Origin of the sequence: Salinicola peritrichatus (assembly GCF_003206715.1) — a bacterium.
GTDB classification, from domain to species: domain Bacteria; phylum Pseudomonadota; class Gammaproteobacteria; order Pseudomonadales; family Halomonadaceae; genus Salinicola; species Salinicola peritrichatus.
Genome location: NZ_PZJU01000002.1, coordinates 60232 through 75351, shown reverse-complemented (window position 1 = coordinate 75351; position 15120 = coordinate 60232). Strand labels below are relative to the sequence as shown.

7 protein-coding genes are annotated in these 15120 nt (G+C 65.0%); all 7 read right to left on the bottom strand.

Features of this window, described 5'->3' with window-relative positions; genetic code table 11:
• Positions 1-111: 111 nt before the first annotated feature.
• A complete protein-coding gene (locus DOM57_RS00490; protein ID WP_110647279.1) occupies positions 112-2580 on the bottom strand; it encodes an acyl-CoA dehydrogenase in 2469 nt (822 codons plus the stop codon).
• A gap of 240 nt (positions 2581-2820) precedes the next feature.
• The gene (locus DOM57_RS00485) at positions 2821-5919 is read right to left on the bottom strand and encodes an efflux RND transporter permease subunit (RefSeq protein WP_110647278.1); all 3099 of its coding nucleotides are present in this window, start codon (positions 5917-5919) and stop codon (positions 2821-2823) included.
• Complete coding sequence (locus DOM57_RS00480) at positions 5916-9023, bottom strand: multidrug efflux RND transporter permease subunit (RefSeq protein ID WP_110647277.1); 3108 nt, start codon at positions 9021-9023, stop codon at positions 5916-5918. The genes DOM57_RS00485 and DOM57_RS00480 overlap by 4 nt, the downstream gene beginning before the upstream one ends.
• The gene (locus tag DOM57_RS00475; RefSeq protein WP_162619399.1) at positions 9020-10234 is read right to left on the bottom strand and encodes an efflux RND transporter periplasmic adaptor subunit; all 1215 of its coding nucleotides are present in this window, start codon (positions 10232-10234) and stop codon (positions 9020-9022) included. The genes DOM57_RS00480 and DOM57_RS00475 overlap by 4 nt, the downstream gene beginning before the upstream one ends.
• Positions 10235-10686: 452 nt before the next feature.
• Positions 10687-12387, bottom strand: a complete 1701-nt coding sequence (betA, locus tag DOM57_RS00470; RefSeq protein ID WP_110647275.1) for a choline dehydrogenase — start codon at positions 12385-12387, stop codon at positions 10687-10689.
• A gap of 243 nt (positions 12388-12630) precedes the next feature.
• Positions 12631-14100 (bottom strand): betaine-aldehyde dehydrogenase, encoded by a 1470-nt coding sequence (betB, locus tag DOM57_RS00465; RefSeq protein WP_110647274.1) that lies wholly within the window; start codon positions 14098-14100, stop codon positions 12631-12633.
• A gap of 207 nt (positions 14101-14307) precedes the next feature.
• Positions 14308-14928 carry a transcriptional regulator BetI gene (gene betI, locus DOM57_RS00460; protein ID WP_110647273.1) on the bottom strand — a complete coding sequence of 207 codons (621 nt, stop codon included), beginning with the start codon at positions 14926-14928 and terminating at the stop codon, positions 14308-14310.
• Positions 14929-15120 lie beyond the last annotated feature (192 nt).

The window sequence follows — 15120 nt, the reverse complement described above, 5'->3', positions numbered from 1 at the left end:
TCGTCCAGCACGGTCTTGGAAGACGCTTGGGGTGGCTCTGGCAGCGCTCGGAGGCTTTGTCCGCATTCTCAGGCCCCGCTCGATGAGCGGGGCCTCTGTCGTCTGGCGGATTCAGGCTGCGGTTTCGTCAGCCTGGCGGCTGACGTTTTCGCTCGCCTGCCGCATCGCGAAGGCGTCGAAGGCGAAGTCGTCGACGGTCAGCATCTCCAGCACTTCCGCTTCGTAGGAACGCATGAACGCGGCGTCTTCTGCACTCAAGAGCCCGATCTCCAGGCCGGCGTCGATCCACTGTTCGGGATGCAACGCGGTTTCGGGGAGGGCTTTCCGGGCCCGGGCCTTGTTGAGCGTGCGATAGATCGTCTCGGCGCGCTCGGCATTGGCCAGCAGCGCGTTGTAGCGCGCCAGGGCGTTATCTTTCTGGCCTTCCTCCCACGTATCCCAGGTATTGCGCGTCAGCTTGTGGCGCAGCGCACTGTCGGTGGAGATCGCCCTGGCGATTTTGCGGGTCAGGCTGTCCTGCGGCTTGCGCCAGCGGCGGCCCAGCGGCATGGTCACGCAGGAGAGCGTGTTGGCCAGCGCGCGGCTGGGCAGGTTGTCGAACAGGTCGATCAGCGCCTGCTCGGCGCGATGCAGCAACAGGCGGCAGCTGTAGTGGAACACGGCGGCCTCGTTGTCGACGCGGTCGGTCTCGTGCCACTGCTTGAGCACCATCGACAGCAGGTAGAGATTCGACAGCACGTCGCCGAGGCGCGCCGAGAGCATCTCGCGCTGCTTGAGCCTGGAGCCCAGGCTCGCCATGGCGGCATCGGCGCACAGGCTGAACGCCGCAGAGAGACGCGCCGCGTCCTGGGCATAGGGGCGGGCGATGGCGTCGAACGGTACCGCCGGCCTGCCGATGCCCAGCGCCTGGGTGAAGGCGCGCGCGGCATTGCCGAAAATCAGACCGACATGGCGGAAGAACAGACGCTCGAAGGCATCGAAATCATCGGCATCCTTGGCGGCCAGTTCCTCGAGTACATAGGGGTGACAGCGGATCGCGCCCTGGCCGAAGACCATCAGATTGCGAGTCATGATGTTGGCGCCCTCGACGGTGATCGAGACCGGATTGGCGCTGTAGCCGATGCCGAGATAGTTGCGCGGGCCGAGGGTCACAGTGCGGCCGCCGTGGACGTCCATGGCGTCGGCGAGCATGTCGCGCTGGAATTCGGTGAGCTGGCTTTTGAGAATCGCCGACGGCACCGCCGGCTTGACGCCGTGATCGATGGTGTTGGCGGTCTGCATGACCGCGGCCTGGGAGATGTAGGCCTTGGCGGCGATGCGCGCCAACGGCTCCTGCACGCCTTCCATGTCGGCCACGGCGATATTGAACTGACGGCGAATGCGGGCGAAGCCGCCGGTCCAGCCCACCGCGTAACGACCGATCCCGGCGCCGCTGGAGGGCAGGGTAATGCAGCGCCCGACCGACAGGCACTCGACCAGCATGCGCCAGCCCTGGCCGGCCATGTCGAGGCCGCCGATCAGGTAATCGAGCGGAATGAACACGTCCTTGCCGCGGATCGGGCCGTTCATGAACGGGCTGCCGATCGGATGGTGGCGGCGGCCGATCTGCATGCCCTCGGTCTCGCGGGGAATCAGCGCGCAGCTGATGCCGATGTCGCTTTCGCCGCGGCCGAGCAGGTTGTCCGGGTCGAACATGCGGAAGGCCAGCCCGATCACGGTGGCGACCGGTGCCAGCGTGATCCAGCGCTTCTCGAAGGTGAGTTTCAGGCCGAGCACTTCCTTGCCGTCGTGCAGGCCGCGACAGACGATGCCGACATCCGGAATCGAGGTGGCGTCGCTGCCGGCACGCGGGCCGGTGAGCGCGAAGCAGGGAATCTCGCGACCGTCGGCCAGGCGCGGCAGGTAGTGGTTCTTCTGCGCTTCGGTACCGTACTTAAGCAGCAATTCCCCCGGACCCAGGGAGTTGGGCACGCCGACGGTACTCATCAGCGTCTCGTTGACGGCGAGCTTCTGCAGCACCACCGACTGCGCCTTGGCGGAGAATTCCAGGCCGCCGTACGCCTTCGGGATGATCATGCCGAAGAAGCGCTCCTTCTTCAGGTAATCCCATAACTCCTCGGGCATGTCGGCCCGTTCGCGGGCGATTTCCCAGGCGTTGCACATCCCGGCGGCGACCGAGCACTGATGATCGACGAATGCCTGCTCCTCCTCGCTCAGCCCTGCATTGTCGAAAGCGAGCAGGCGCTGCCAGTTGGGGCGGCCGCCGAACAGCTCGCCGTCCCAGGCCACGCTGCCGGCATCCAGGGCGACGCGCTCGGTTTCGGAAACGCGCGGTGCGATCTTCTTGAACAGCGCGAACAGGCGCGGCGACAGCCACAGCCGGCGGAGCGGCTTGAGCCCGCAGATGGCCACGCCGACGGCGGCGAGCAACAGCAGCACGCCGATGATTTCGGCATCCAGCACCAGGCCCAGAATGCCGAGCACGGCGAGAACCACGAGCGTCGCCGCGGCGCCGGCTTCACGGCGCATGACGACCAGACAGCCGATGACGGCGGCAACGAGAAGCAGCAGTGTGATCATGTCGGACTCCGAGGGAGAAAACCAAATTCAGACGAGCGTTTGAATTTTGGTTTTCAGCCTAGCGGATCGGGCGACGGCTGGCTAGAGCCGCCGATCTTATCCTTTGGGCTACGGATTCCTTAAGGCGATAAGCGCCGCTACGCGGCTAGAAGAGAGAAGAACGGCGCTATGCGCCTGAAGAAGGAAGAAAACTTCTTCCCTCTTCCCTCTTCCCTCTTAGTTCTTCCTTCTCGGGCTTACTCAGCCTTCCACCGGCGTCGGCAGGCGACGGGGGCGCAGGCGCCGGTGCAGCCGGTCGAGATAGAGATAGACCACCGGAGTGGTGTAGAGCGTCAGTATCTGGCTGACGACCAGCCCGCCGATGATGGTGATTCCCAGCGGCTCGCGCAGGGCGGCGTTCTCGTCGGTGCCGAGCAGCAGCGGCACGGCGCCGAGCAGCGCCGCCAGGGTGGTCATCATGATCGGGCGGAAGCGCACCAGTGCGGCGTGGCGTATGGCTTCCAGCGGGGTCATGTTCTGCTCGCGTTCGCACACCACGGCGAAGTCCACCAGCATGATGGCGTTTTTCTTGACCACGCCGATCAGCAGGATGACCCCGATCAGCGCGATCAGCGTGAACGGCGTGTCGAGCGCCATCAGCGCGAGCAGGGCGCCGATACCGGCCGAGGGCAGCGTCGACAGGATCGTCAGCGGATGGATGTAGCTCTCGTAGAGGATCCCCAGGACCAGATAGACCGCGACCAGCGCGGCCAGAATCAGCCAGGGCATCGCCTCGACGCCGCTCTGGAAGGTGCCGGCGCTGCCCTCGAAGTCGACCTGAACCGCGGTGGGCAGGTGCAGCTCGTCGACCGCCTGGCGAATGCGCTCGGTGGCCTCGCCCAGCGAGACGCCGTCCTCCAGGTTGAACGAGATCGTCGACGCGGCGAACTGGCCCTGATGATTGACGCTGACCGGCGTGGTGCTGCGCTCGACATGACTGAAGGCGGAGATCGGTACCATCTCGCCATCCGTTCCACTGACGTGGAGATCGCCGATCGCCTCGGGCGCCTGGCGGTAGGGCGCGGTGACTTCCATCACCACGTAGCGCTGCTCGTCGGCATCGTAGAGGCTGACCACCTTGCTCTGGGCGAAGGCGTTGCCCAGCGCGGTGTCGATGGTGCTCATGTCGACGCCGAGGCGCGAGGCGGTGTCGCGGTCGACCACCAGCTTGGCGGCCAGCCCCTCGCCACGATTGTCGCTGTCGACTCCGGTGATGCCGTCGACGTTTTCCATCGCCACCTGCACCTGCTTCGACCAGTCATCGAGCAACTCGAGGTCGTCGCTCTTGAGCGTGATCTCGTATTGGGAAGCGCTGCTCTGGCGGCCGCCGACGCGAATGTCCTGCATCGCGAACATGAAGGTGCTGACCCCGGTTAGCCCTTGCAGACTGGCGGTAAGACGGTTGCCGATCGCCTGGGTCGACTGCTGTCGGTCCTCGTTCAAGGTGATGAACAGCGTCGCCGACGAGCCGCCACGCCCCGGCCCCCGGCTGCCCATGAAGCCGAGCACGCCGGCGACGTCCGGGTCGGCGGTGAGGCGTTCGCGCACCTGGCGCAGCTTGTCGGATGAGGCTTCGAACGACAGCGCCTGGTCGACCCGCATGGTGCCGATCAGGCGGCCGGTGTCCTGATCGGGAACGAAGCCTTTCTCGACCGTGGCATAGAGATAGCCATTGAGGCCGATGACCGCGATCAACGACAGCAGCGTCAGACGGCGGTGCTTGAGCGCAACGTCCAGCGTTACCGCATAGGTCTCGACGAACCAGTTGCCGATGGCTGTGAGCCCGCGATCCCAGGCCGACTGGCGCTCGCGACGGACGTGCGGCTTGAGCCAGCGCGCGCAAAGCATCGGCGTCAGGGTCAGCGAGACGATCAGCGACACCAGAATGGCCAGCGACAGGGTCACGGCGAACTCATGGAACAGCCGCCCGATGAAGCCGCCGAGCAGCAATAGCGGGATGAACACCGCCACCAGCGACACGCTCATTGCGGTCACCGTGAAGCCGACCTCCCTGGCGCCCAGCAGCGCCGCCTGGAATGGCCGCTGGCCCTGCTCGATATGCCGGGCGATGTTCTCGACCACGACGATCGCATCGTCGACCAGGAAGCCGATCGACACGATCAGCGCCATCAGCGACAGCGTATCCAGCGAGAAGCCGAACACCCACATCATCGCGAAGGTGCCGACCAGCGATACCGGAATGGCCACGCTGGGGATGATGGTGGCACGGGCGTTGCGCAGGAACAGGAACACCACCAGCACGACGAGTACGATCGCCAGCAGCAGCGTCAGCTGGGTTTCGTGCAGCGAGGCCTGAATGCCGGGCGCACGATCGAGCTGGACGCGCAAATTGACGCTGCCGGGCAGCAGGCTGCGGATCTCGTCGAGGCGCTCGCGCACGCCGGCGATGGTGTCGATGATATTGGCGCCACTGGTGGTGTGAATCACCAGCAGCACCGCCGGCAGATCGTTCTCGAAGCCGACGTTGTAGCGATCCTCGACGCCATCCTGGATCTCGGCGACGTCGCCCAGGCGCATCTGCGAGCCATCGTCGCCGCGCCCGATCACGATCTGCCGATAGTCGCTGGCTTCGAGTAGCTGCGAATCGGTGTCGACTTCCCAGCGGTGTTCGACGCTCTGGACGAAGCCGGTGGGGGATTGCGTCGTCGCCGCGCGCAGGGCACCGGCCACGGCGTCCAGGGTGATCCCGGCGTGATTGAGGCGTCTTGGATCGAGCGAGATCCGTACCGCCGGCGAGGAACTGCCGCCGACGCTGACGTCGCCGACGCCGGTGACCTGGGCGATCGGGGGGGCGATCTGACTGTCGGCCAGGCGATAGAGCTCGCTGGTCGGCAAGGTATCGGAGGTGACCGAGAGGATCAGCACCGGCGCCGCCGCCGGATTCAGCTTGCGGTAGCTGGGACGGCTGGTCATCGCGCTCGGCAGCAGCGGCTGGGCGGCGTTGATCGCGGCCTGCACCTCTTGCGCGGCGACGTTGATGTCCTTGTCCAGATCGAACTGCACCACGATGCTGGTGGCGCCGTCGCTGCTCGACGAGGTCATCTCGGTAATCCCCGGAATCCGACCCAGCGAGCGCTCCAGCGGCGTGGCCACGGTGGAGGCCATGGTTTCCGGATTGGCTCCGCTCAGGCTGGCGGTGACCATGATGGTCGGGTACGAGACGTTGGGCAGCGGTGCCACCGGCAGGCGTTCGTAGGCGAGCGAGCCGAGCAGCACCACCGCCAGCGCCAACAGGATCGTCGCCACCGGCCGCCGCACGAAGGGCGACGACAGGCTCACGGCTCGACCTCTCGGGTATCGGTGCCGGATTCATGGCGCCAGCGCGCCGCGAGACGATCAAAGAACAGATAGACCACCGGCGTGGTGAACAGCGTCAGCAACTGGCTCAACAGCAGGCCGCCGACCATGGTCATGCCGAGCGGCTGGCGCAGCTCGGCGCCGTAGCCGCTGGCGAACATCAGCGGCAGCGCACCGAGCAGGGCGGCGAAGGTGGTCATCATGATCGGCCGGAAGCGCAGCAACGCGGCGGTATGAATCGCCTTGTCCGCCGACATGCCGCGCTCGCGCTGCGCCTCCAGTGCGAAGTCGATCATCATGATCGCGTTCTTCTTGACGATGCCGATCAGCAGGATGATGCCGATGATCGCCACCAGGCCCAGCGAATTGCCGCTCAGCTGTAACGCCAGCAGCGCGCCGATCGCCGCCGACGGCAGTGTCGACAGGATGGTGAGCGGATGAATGTAGCTCTCGTAGAGAATGCCCAGCACGATATACATGGTGATCAGCGCCGCCGCGATCAGCCATAGCGTATCGCTGGTGGAATCGGTGTAGGCGAGCGCCGCCCCGCGATAGTCGAGCTGGGTCTGGTCGCTCAAGCTCTCTTGCGCGGCGGCATCCACGGCGGCGAAGGCATCCGAGAGCGAATAACCATCGGCCACCGCGAACGACATCAGCGCCGAGGGAAACTGATTCTGACGCTGCAGCGACAGCGGGGTGGTGCGCTCGGTCAGCGTGACCAGGGTCGAGAGCGGCACCAGTTCGTCGTCGTCATTGGTCACGTAGAGACGCGACAGCGCTTCGGGGCCGTCGCTGTCGGTGGCATTGGCGGCGAGTACCACGCGGTACTGACTGGCCTGGGTGAAGATGGTCGAGACCAGACGCTGGCCGAAGGCGTCGTAGAGCGCGTCGTCGATGTCGGCGACGCTGATGCCGAGTTGCCCGGCGCGGGCGCGGTCGATGGTCACTTCGAGCTTGCGCCCGGCGTTCTGCACGTCGCTGCTGACGTTGGCGATCGCCGGCTCCTGGCGCAGCCTTTCGAGCATCTTGGCCGCATCGGCGTTCAGCATGTCGCGATCGCCCTGGGTCAGCGCGAACTGATAGGGGTAGCGACTGATGGTGTCTTCCAGGGTCAGGTCCTGCACCGGCTGCAGCGCCAGCGACAGGCCGGGAATGTCGGCGTCCGCCTGGCGCAGGCGGGCGAGAACGGTATCGAGATCGTCGCGCTCGTCCAGCGGCTTGAGGTTGATCGATAGCCGGCCACTGTTGAGCGTGGTGTTGGTGCCGTCGATACCGATGCTCGAGGAGAGACTTTCGACGGCGGGATCCTGCAACAGACGGTCGACCAGTTGCTGCTGGCGCGCCGACATCGCCGCGAAGGAAGTCGACTGGGTCGCCGTGGTGATACCGCGGATGACGCCGGTATCCTGCACCGGGAACAGCCCCTTGGGCGTGGTCACGAACAGCAGCGCGGTCACCGCCAGCGTGCCGAGCGCGACCATGAGCGTCAGCGTCTGGTGGCCGAGCACCCAGTCGAGGGCGTGTTCGTAGCCGCGCGTGACCCGCCCGAACAACCCCTGGCGGCCGCGTACCAGGGCTTCGTCGTCGGTTTCCCCGGCGGCCTCGGGGTGATGTTTGAGCCAGCGCGCGCAGAGCATCGGCGTCAGCGTCAGCGAGACGAAGGCCGAGATCAGAATCGAGATCGCCAGCGTCAGCGCGAATTCGCGGAACAGCACGCCGACGACGCCGCTCATGAACACCAGCGGGATCAGCACCGCCAGCAGCGAGACGGTCAGCGAGAGGATGGTGAAGCCGATCTGGCGCGAACCCTTGAGTGCCGCGTCCAGCGGTTTCTCGCCCTTCTCGATGTAGCGGGTGATGTTCTCCAGCACCACGATGGCGTCGTCGATGACGAAGCCGGTGGCGATGGTCAGCGCCATCAGCGTCAGGTTGTTGAGGCTGAAGCCGAACACATACATCGCACCGAAGGTACCGATGAGCGACAGCGGCACCGCCAGGCTCGGGATCAGCGTTGCCGGCAGGTTGCGCAGGAACAGGAAGGTGACCATCACCACCAGCGCGATCGCCAGCATCAATTCGAATTGCACGTCCTCGACGGCGGCGCGGATGGTGGTGGTGCGGTCGGTCAGCACGCGGACATCGACGGCGCCGGGCAGGGTGTTCTCCAGCCCCGGCAGGCTCTGCTTGATGGCGTCGGCCACCGCGACGACATTGGCGCCGGGCTGGCGCAACACGTCGATCAGAATCGCGCCCTCGCGATTGGCCCAGGCCGAAAGATAGGCGTTCTCGGCGCCATCCTCGACCGTGGCGACGTCGGAGAGCCGCAGTACGCTGCCGTTGTCCGCCTTCAGGATCAGATCGCGATAGCCATCCGCGGAGAGCAACTGGTCGTTGGCATCGATGGTGTAGGCGCGATAGGGGCCGTAGAGCGTGCCCTTGGCCCGGTTGACGTTGGCGGCATCGATGGCACTGCGTACCGCCGCGAGATCGAGCCCGTAGGCGGCCAACTGACGCGAATCGACGGTGACGCGCACGGCGGGCTGATGGCCGCCGGCCAGCTTGACCTGGCCGACGCCACTGATCTGGGCGATCTTCTGTGCCATGCGGGTATCGACCAGATCGTAGACATCGGTCAGCGGCAGGGTCTTGGAACTGACCGCCAGGGTCATGATCGGCGTATCCGCCGGATTGACCTTGCTGTAGCTGGGCGGACGCGGCAGGTCGTCCGGCAGCAGGGTTTCGGCCTGGCTCAGCGCCGCCTGCACCTCCTGCTCGGCGACGCCCAGGTCGGAGTCCAGCGAGAAGCGCAGGGTAATCAGCGATGCGCCGCCGGTGCTGGTCGAACTCATGTCTTCCAGCCCGGCGATCTCGCCCAGTTCGTCCTCCAGCGGCGAGGTGACGTGGGAGAGCATCACGTCCGGCCCGGCGCCCGGATAGAGCGTGGTGACCTGGATCGTGGGGAAGTCGACTTCCGGCAGCGACGAGATGGTCAGCAGACGATAGGCCAGGGCGCCGGCGATCAGGATCGCCAGCATCACCAGCGAGGTGGCGACCGGGCGCAGGATGAACAGGCGGGAGGGATTCATGAGGCGCTGCCGTCCTCGCCTCCGGTTTCATCCACTTCGTCGCTCGATTCGCCCGGCAGCGCATCGCTGACCACGCGAACCTTGGCGCCTTCGCGCAGGCTGTCGACGCCGTCGACGACCACGCGCTCGCCGGGATCGACGCCGCTGGCGATGGCGCTCTGGGTGCCCTGGGTGGTGGTCAGGGTGACGTCGCGGCGGCTGACGGTGTCGTCGTCGTTGACCACGTAGACATAGTTGCCGTCCTGGCCCGTCTGGACCGCGGGTTCGGGAACGATGACCCGGTCCTCGAGAATCTGCGATACCAGGCTGACATCGACGTAGGCGTTGGGATAGAGACCGCCCTCGGGATTGTCGAGCGTGGCCCGCAGGCGAATGGTGCCGGTGGCACTATTGATGTTGCTGTCGATGCTGGTGAGTTCGCCGCTGAAGGTCTCGCCGTCGGTGCCGGTCACGCTCACCGAGGGTTTGTCGCCGGTGGCCAGACGGGCGCGCACGGTATCCACGTAGCGACTGGGCAGCGAGAAGATCACCGAGATCGGGTCGAGCTGGGTGATGGTGACGATGGGGTCGTCGTCACCCAGTTGCACGATGTTGCCGGGATCGATGTTGCGAATGCCGACGACGCCGGTGATCGGCGCGGTGATCCGGGTATAGTCGAGCTGAACCTGAGCGCTCTGCACGCTGGCCTGGTCGCTGGCCACGGTGCCTTCGTACTGGCGTACCAGCTGGCGCTGCTGCTCCAGTTCCTGGCGCGAGACGTAGTTGGTCTGGATCAGCTTCTCGTAGCGCGCCAGGTCTTCCCGCGCCGAGGCCAGCTGGGCCTGGTCCTGGGCCAGCTGGCCCTTGGCCTGGTCGAGCTGCGCCTGATAGTCGCGTGGGTCGATTTGCGCCAGCACCTGGCCCTGCTGGACCATTTCTCCTTCCTCGAAGTTCACCTCGATCAATTCGCCCTCGACGCGCGGGCGGATCGCGATGCTCGCCAGCGGTCGCACCGTACCCAGCGCGCTCAGCCTGATCGGCAGGTCGCCCTGGCTGGCGGCAATCGCCGACACCGCCGTTGCCGGGGCGCCACCCATGCCGTTCTGATTCGCCGGCGTGTTCTTGTCGCCCGAGAAGAAGCGATAAGCGACGGCCGCGGCAATGACGACGAGGACGAAAATCACTACCCAGCGCAGGGTATGGCGGGAACGAGGAGAGGACGAAGACGGCATGGATGGCATCAATCCTGTGACGGCAAGCGTTGGCAACGGCGCGATGGAAGCCCGGGCATGAGCCAGGCAAGGCCAAGGTTCTCTCGGCCGGACGCGTGCCCCATGCTAGACAGATTCGCAGTCTAACGGAACAGTGTTCGAGAAATGCGCAAGTAGTGCGTAAAAAACAGCTGGAAGTTGGAAGAGCGGCACTTCGTGCCTGAAAGCTGGAAGATCGGCGCTGTACGCCTGAAGAGAAAGCCAGATCAAAAGCAAAAAGCAGCGACGAGACACGAGCAGCGAGCTTCGAGCAAAACCAAGGGCAAAAGCGAAGACCCGATGGGCTGCGGGCTACGAGCTGCGAGCCATGAACGACAAACCCGACTCGGGGCCGGGTTTGTGTGTCGTGATGAATCGCTAAGCTAAGGGCGTGTACGAAAAGTCGGCGAGCGCAGACAGTTTTCGTACATGACCTAAGATGCCCTGGCCGGGGCCTGGCGCGCCGGCGCGCCATTGGCCACGTAGTAGGGCACCTCGGCCGCCGGCAATGGCGCGCGCCCGCGCACCCGATCGGCCAGCTTCTCGGCAATCATGATGGTCGTGGCGTTGAGGTTGCCGGTCACGATCTGCGGCATGATCGAGGCGTCGATGACGCGCAGCCCCTGCAAGCCGTGCACGCGGCCCTCGGTGTCGACCACCGCATCCTCGCCGGTACCCATGCGACAGGTGCCGCAGGGATGATAGGCGGTCTCGGCGTGCTGGCGCACGAAGGCGTCGAGTTCTGCGTCGGACTGCACGTCCGGCCCCGGCGAGATCTCGCGGCCACGGTAGGCGTCCATTGCCGGCTGGTTGATGATCTCGCGAGTCAGCCGGATCGCGGCCCGGAACTCTTCCCAGTCACGCTGGGTGGACATGTAGTTGAACAGAATGCTCGGCGCGCTCCTGGGGTTGCCGTCGCGCAGTCGGACCCGGCCGCGGCTTGCCGAGCGCATCGAGCCGACATGGGCCTGGAAGCCGTGGGCCTGGACCGCGCTCTTGCCGTTATAGCTGATCGCGATCGGCAGGAAGTGGTACTGAAGATTGGGCCAGGCTTCGGCTTCGTCGGTGCGAATGAAGGCACCGGCTTCGAAGTGGTTGCTGGCGCCCAGGCCACGGCCCAGGAGCATCCACTCCGCGCCGATCTTCGGCTGGTTGTACCACTTCAGCGCCGGATAGAGCGAAATCGGCTGCTTGCATTCGTACTGGATGTACATCTCCAGATGATCCTGGAGATTCTCGCCGACGCCCTTGAGGTCGTGAACGACGGGAATGCCATGCTGCTTCAGTAGCTCCGGGTCGCCGATCCCGGAACGCTGCAGGATCTGCGGCGAGGCGATGGCGCCGGCGCACAGCAGCACCTCGCGCCGGGCCAGGGCCTGACGCGGTTGGCTGTTGTTGAGATGATCGTGCAGGTAATTGACGCCGATGGCACGCTGATCCTCGAACAGAATACGGTCGGTGGTGGCGTGGGTGACGATGGTCAGATTGCCACGCTGCTTGGCGATGTCGAGATAACCCCGCGCGGTGGACGAACGGCGGCCGTTCGGCGTGGTGGTACGGTCCATCGGACCGAAACCTTCCTGCTGGTAGCCGTTGAGGTCGTCAGTACGCGGATAGCCCGCCTGAACGCCGGCCTCGATAAAGGCCTGGTAGAGCGGGTTGTTGCCATCCTTGGGCGTGGTCACGCTCAGCGGGCCGTCGCCGCCATGGTAGTCGTTGGGGCCGATATCCCGGGCCTCCGCCTTCTTGTAGTAGGGCAGACAGTCGAGATAGCGCCAATCCTCCAGCCCCGGCTGCTTGGCCCAGTTATCCAGATCCAGCGCATTGCCGCGGACATAGCACATGCCGTTGATCAATGACGAACCGCCCAGGCCCTTGCCGCGACCGCACTCCATGCGACGGTTGTCCATGTGTGGTTCGGGATCGGTCTCGAAGGCCCAGTTGTAGCGCTTGCCCTGTAGCGGATAGGCCAGTGCCGCCGGCATTTGCGTGCGGAAATCGGCGCGATAGTCCGGTCCGCCCGCTTCCAGCAGCAGCACGCTGACATCGGGATCCTCGGTCAGGCGCGTTGCCAGCACGTTACCCGCCGAGCCGGCACCAATGATGATGTAGTCGAATTCGCGAGCCTGTTGCATGGACGCGCTCCTGAGAAAAGAAAGTTAAGAGACAAGAGGGAAGAAGGAAGAGGGAAGAAATAAGAAGACGTACAGAGAAGTAAACTATATGTTTTCTTCCTCCTTCAGGCGCGCAGCGCCGTACTTCTCTCTTCTAGCCGCGCAGCGGCGCTTCACTTCGTACTTCTCTCTTCTAGCCGCGCAGCGGCGCTTCACTTCGTACTTCCTTCTTCTAGCCGCGCAGCGGCGCTTCACTCTTCCTCGTCAAAACACCGAAACGAACGGCCCCATCTCGACCTGGACGGATTTGGTCTGGGTGTAGTGCGCCAGCGTCTCGACGCCGTTCTCGCGGCCGATACCGGACTGCTTGTAGCCGCCGACCGGCATTTCGGCCGGGGAGTCGCCCCAGGTGTTGATCCAGCAGATGCCGGCTTCGATACGCTGGATCACGCGGTGGGCGCGGTTGAGTCCTTCGGTGAACAGGCCGGCGGCCAGGCCGTACTCGGTGTCGTTGGCGCGCCGAATGACCTCTTCTTCGTCATCGAAGGCCAGGATCGCCATGATCGGCCCGAAGACCTCCTCGCGGACGATGCGCATGTCGTCGCTGCAGTCGGTGTAGACCGTCGGGGCGACCCAGGCGCCGTTGGCGAACTCGCCATCGGTCATGCGCTTGCCGCCGGCGAGCAGGCGCGCGCCGTCCTGCCGGGCGATCTCCAGATAGCTCGAGACTTTTTCCAGATGCTCGAAGCTGACCAGCGGACCGAAGTTGGTCTCCGGATCGAGCGGGTCACCGGCCTTCACCCGATTGACGCGTTCGACGATCCTGGCTTCGAACGCCTGCTTGACCGAGCGGTGCACGAACACCCGGGTGCCGTTGGTGCAGACCTGGCCGCTGGAGTAGAAGTTGGCCATCATCGCGGCGTCGGCGGCGCGGTCGAGATCGGCGTCGTCGAACACGATCAACGGCGATTTGCCACCCAGTTCCATGGTGACGTCCTTGAGCGTGGAGCCCGCGGCGGCGGACATCACCTTCTTGCCGGTGCCGACCTCGCCGGTGAAGCTGATCTTGGCGATGTCGGCGTGCTCGGTGAGCATCGCGCCGACGCGGCCGTCGCCGTGAACGACGTTGAAAACGCCATCGGGAAGACCGGCTTCGGTAAAGATCGCGGCCAGTTTCATCGCCGTGAGCGGGGTGACCTCGCTCGGCTTGAATACCACCGCGTTACCGGCGGCCAGGGCCGGCGCGGCCTTCCAGCAAGCGATCTGGATCGGGTAGTTCCACGCGCCGATGGCGCCGACCACGCCCAGCGGCTCGCGCCGGGTATAGACGAACGAATCTTCCCGCAACGGAATCTGCGTGCCTTCGATGGCCGGCGCCAGCCCGGCGAAGTACTCGAGAGCGTCCGCGCCGGTGACGATATCGACACTGGCGGTCTCGCTGATCGGTTTGCCGGTGTTGAGCGTCTCCAGTTCGGCCAGTTCGTCGTTGCGCTGGCGTAGCAGGGCAACCGCCTTCAACAGAATGCGCGAGCGCTCCATGCCGGTCATTGCAGCCCATCGCCGCTGGCCGCGCCGGGCGCTGGCGACGGCCTTGTCGACGTCGGCGGCGGTGGCCTGCTGAACACTGGCGATCACCTCGCCATTGGCCGGATTGATGGCATCGAAGGTTTCATCGCCGCCGGCCGGCGTGCGACGGCCGTCGATATACAGTGTTTGCGTCTCGAGTCGTGTCATGGTGGCTCTCCTTCGTATGGAGTAAGGGAAACGCTGCATAAATGCCTGCGCAGGCGAATCGCTGCGTTACGCGGTGCTCGAAGACTCGCCTAACCCCATGTTATGTCTCGCCTTCTGCGCTCCGTGCGCCTTGCGCTTCATCCTGCTCGCCGATTTATTCAGCATCTCCTAAATCTGTCGCTGACGTGCTGATGCGGTTACGGGCCGTCAGGCGTATTCGTTGGCGCGCGTCTGATAGCGTCGCGTGTCTTCGAGCTGTTCGCGCACGTAGTCGTAGGCGAGTTGTCGCGCGCGGTCGACATTCAAGCCCTCCGGTGCCAGGGCGCCGCGCAACCACAAACCGTCGATCAGCGCGGCAAGGCCGCGGGCGGCGTCCCGGGCCTGGCGCTTGGGCAGCACGCGCCGGAACTGACAGCTCAGGTTGGAGTAAAGCCGGCGATCGTTGACGCGCTGAAGACGCTGCAGCGGAGGGCGATGCATGCTGCTGGCCCAGAACGCCAGCCACGTCTTCATCACCGAGCGGCTGGTCTGGCTGCGATCGAAGTTGCCGTCGATGATCGCGTGGAGATGGGCCTGCGGCGGCGCATCCCCCAGTGCATCCCGACGTTGACGCACGGCCTTGCCCAGATCGGAAAGAATGTGCCGCATGGTGGCTTCCAGCAGGCCATCCTTGCCGGTGAAGTAGTGGCTGATGATCCCCGTCGATACACCGGCACGCTTGGCGATACGCGCGATGGTGGCATCGGCGAGGCCGACTTCGTCGATCGCTTCCTGCGTCGCCTGAATCAGTTGACTGCGCCGGATGGGCTGCATTCCGAGTTTTGGCACGACACGCTCCTGTTCTTTTATCTCTTTCGATACTGCCAAACTTTCAGTTCGGATCGATTCTGCCAGGCCTTCGGACGTGGCGCCCCATCGCGGGTCAACCTCCTCTGGCATCGGCCTCGACTCGTGAATTTCGGCGCGCAGCTTCTGATCGGATGCGCCCCTGGAAGCAACAACGAGCAACACCAGGCGAGC

What these genes read in the sequence shown, in the direction of transcription:
- DOM57_RS00475 (WP_162619399.1), bottom strand. Translation starts at nt 10,234, where the DNA reads ATGCCGTCTTCGTCCTCTCCTCGTTCCCGCCATACCCTGCGCTGGGTA.
- DOM57_RS00480 (WP_110647277.1), bottom strand. Translation starts at nt 9,023, where the DNA reads ATGAATCCCTCCCGCCTGTTCATCCTGCGCCCGGTCGCCACCTCGCTG.
- betA (WP_110647275.1), bottom strand. Translation starts at nt 12,387, where the DNA reads ATGCAACAGGCTCGCGAATTCGACTACATCATCATTGGTGCCGGCTCG.
- DOM57_RS00490 (WP_110647279.1), bottom strand. Translation starts at nt 2,580, where the DNA reads ATGATCACACTGCTGCTTCTCGTTGCCGCCGTCATCGGCTGTCTGGTC.
- betB (WP_110647274.1), bottom strand. Translation starts at nt 14,100, where the DNA reads ATGACACGACTCGAGACGCAAACACTGTATATCGACGGCCGTCGCACG.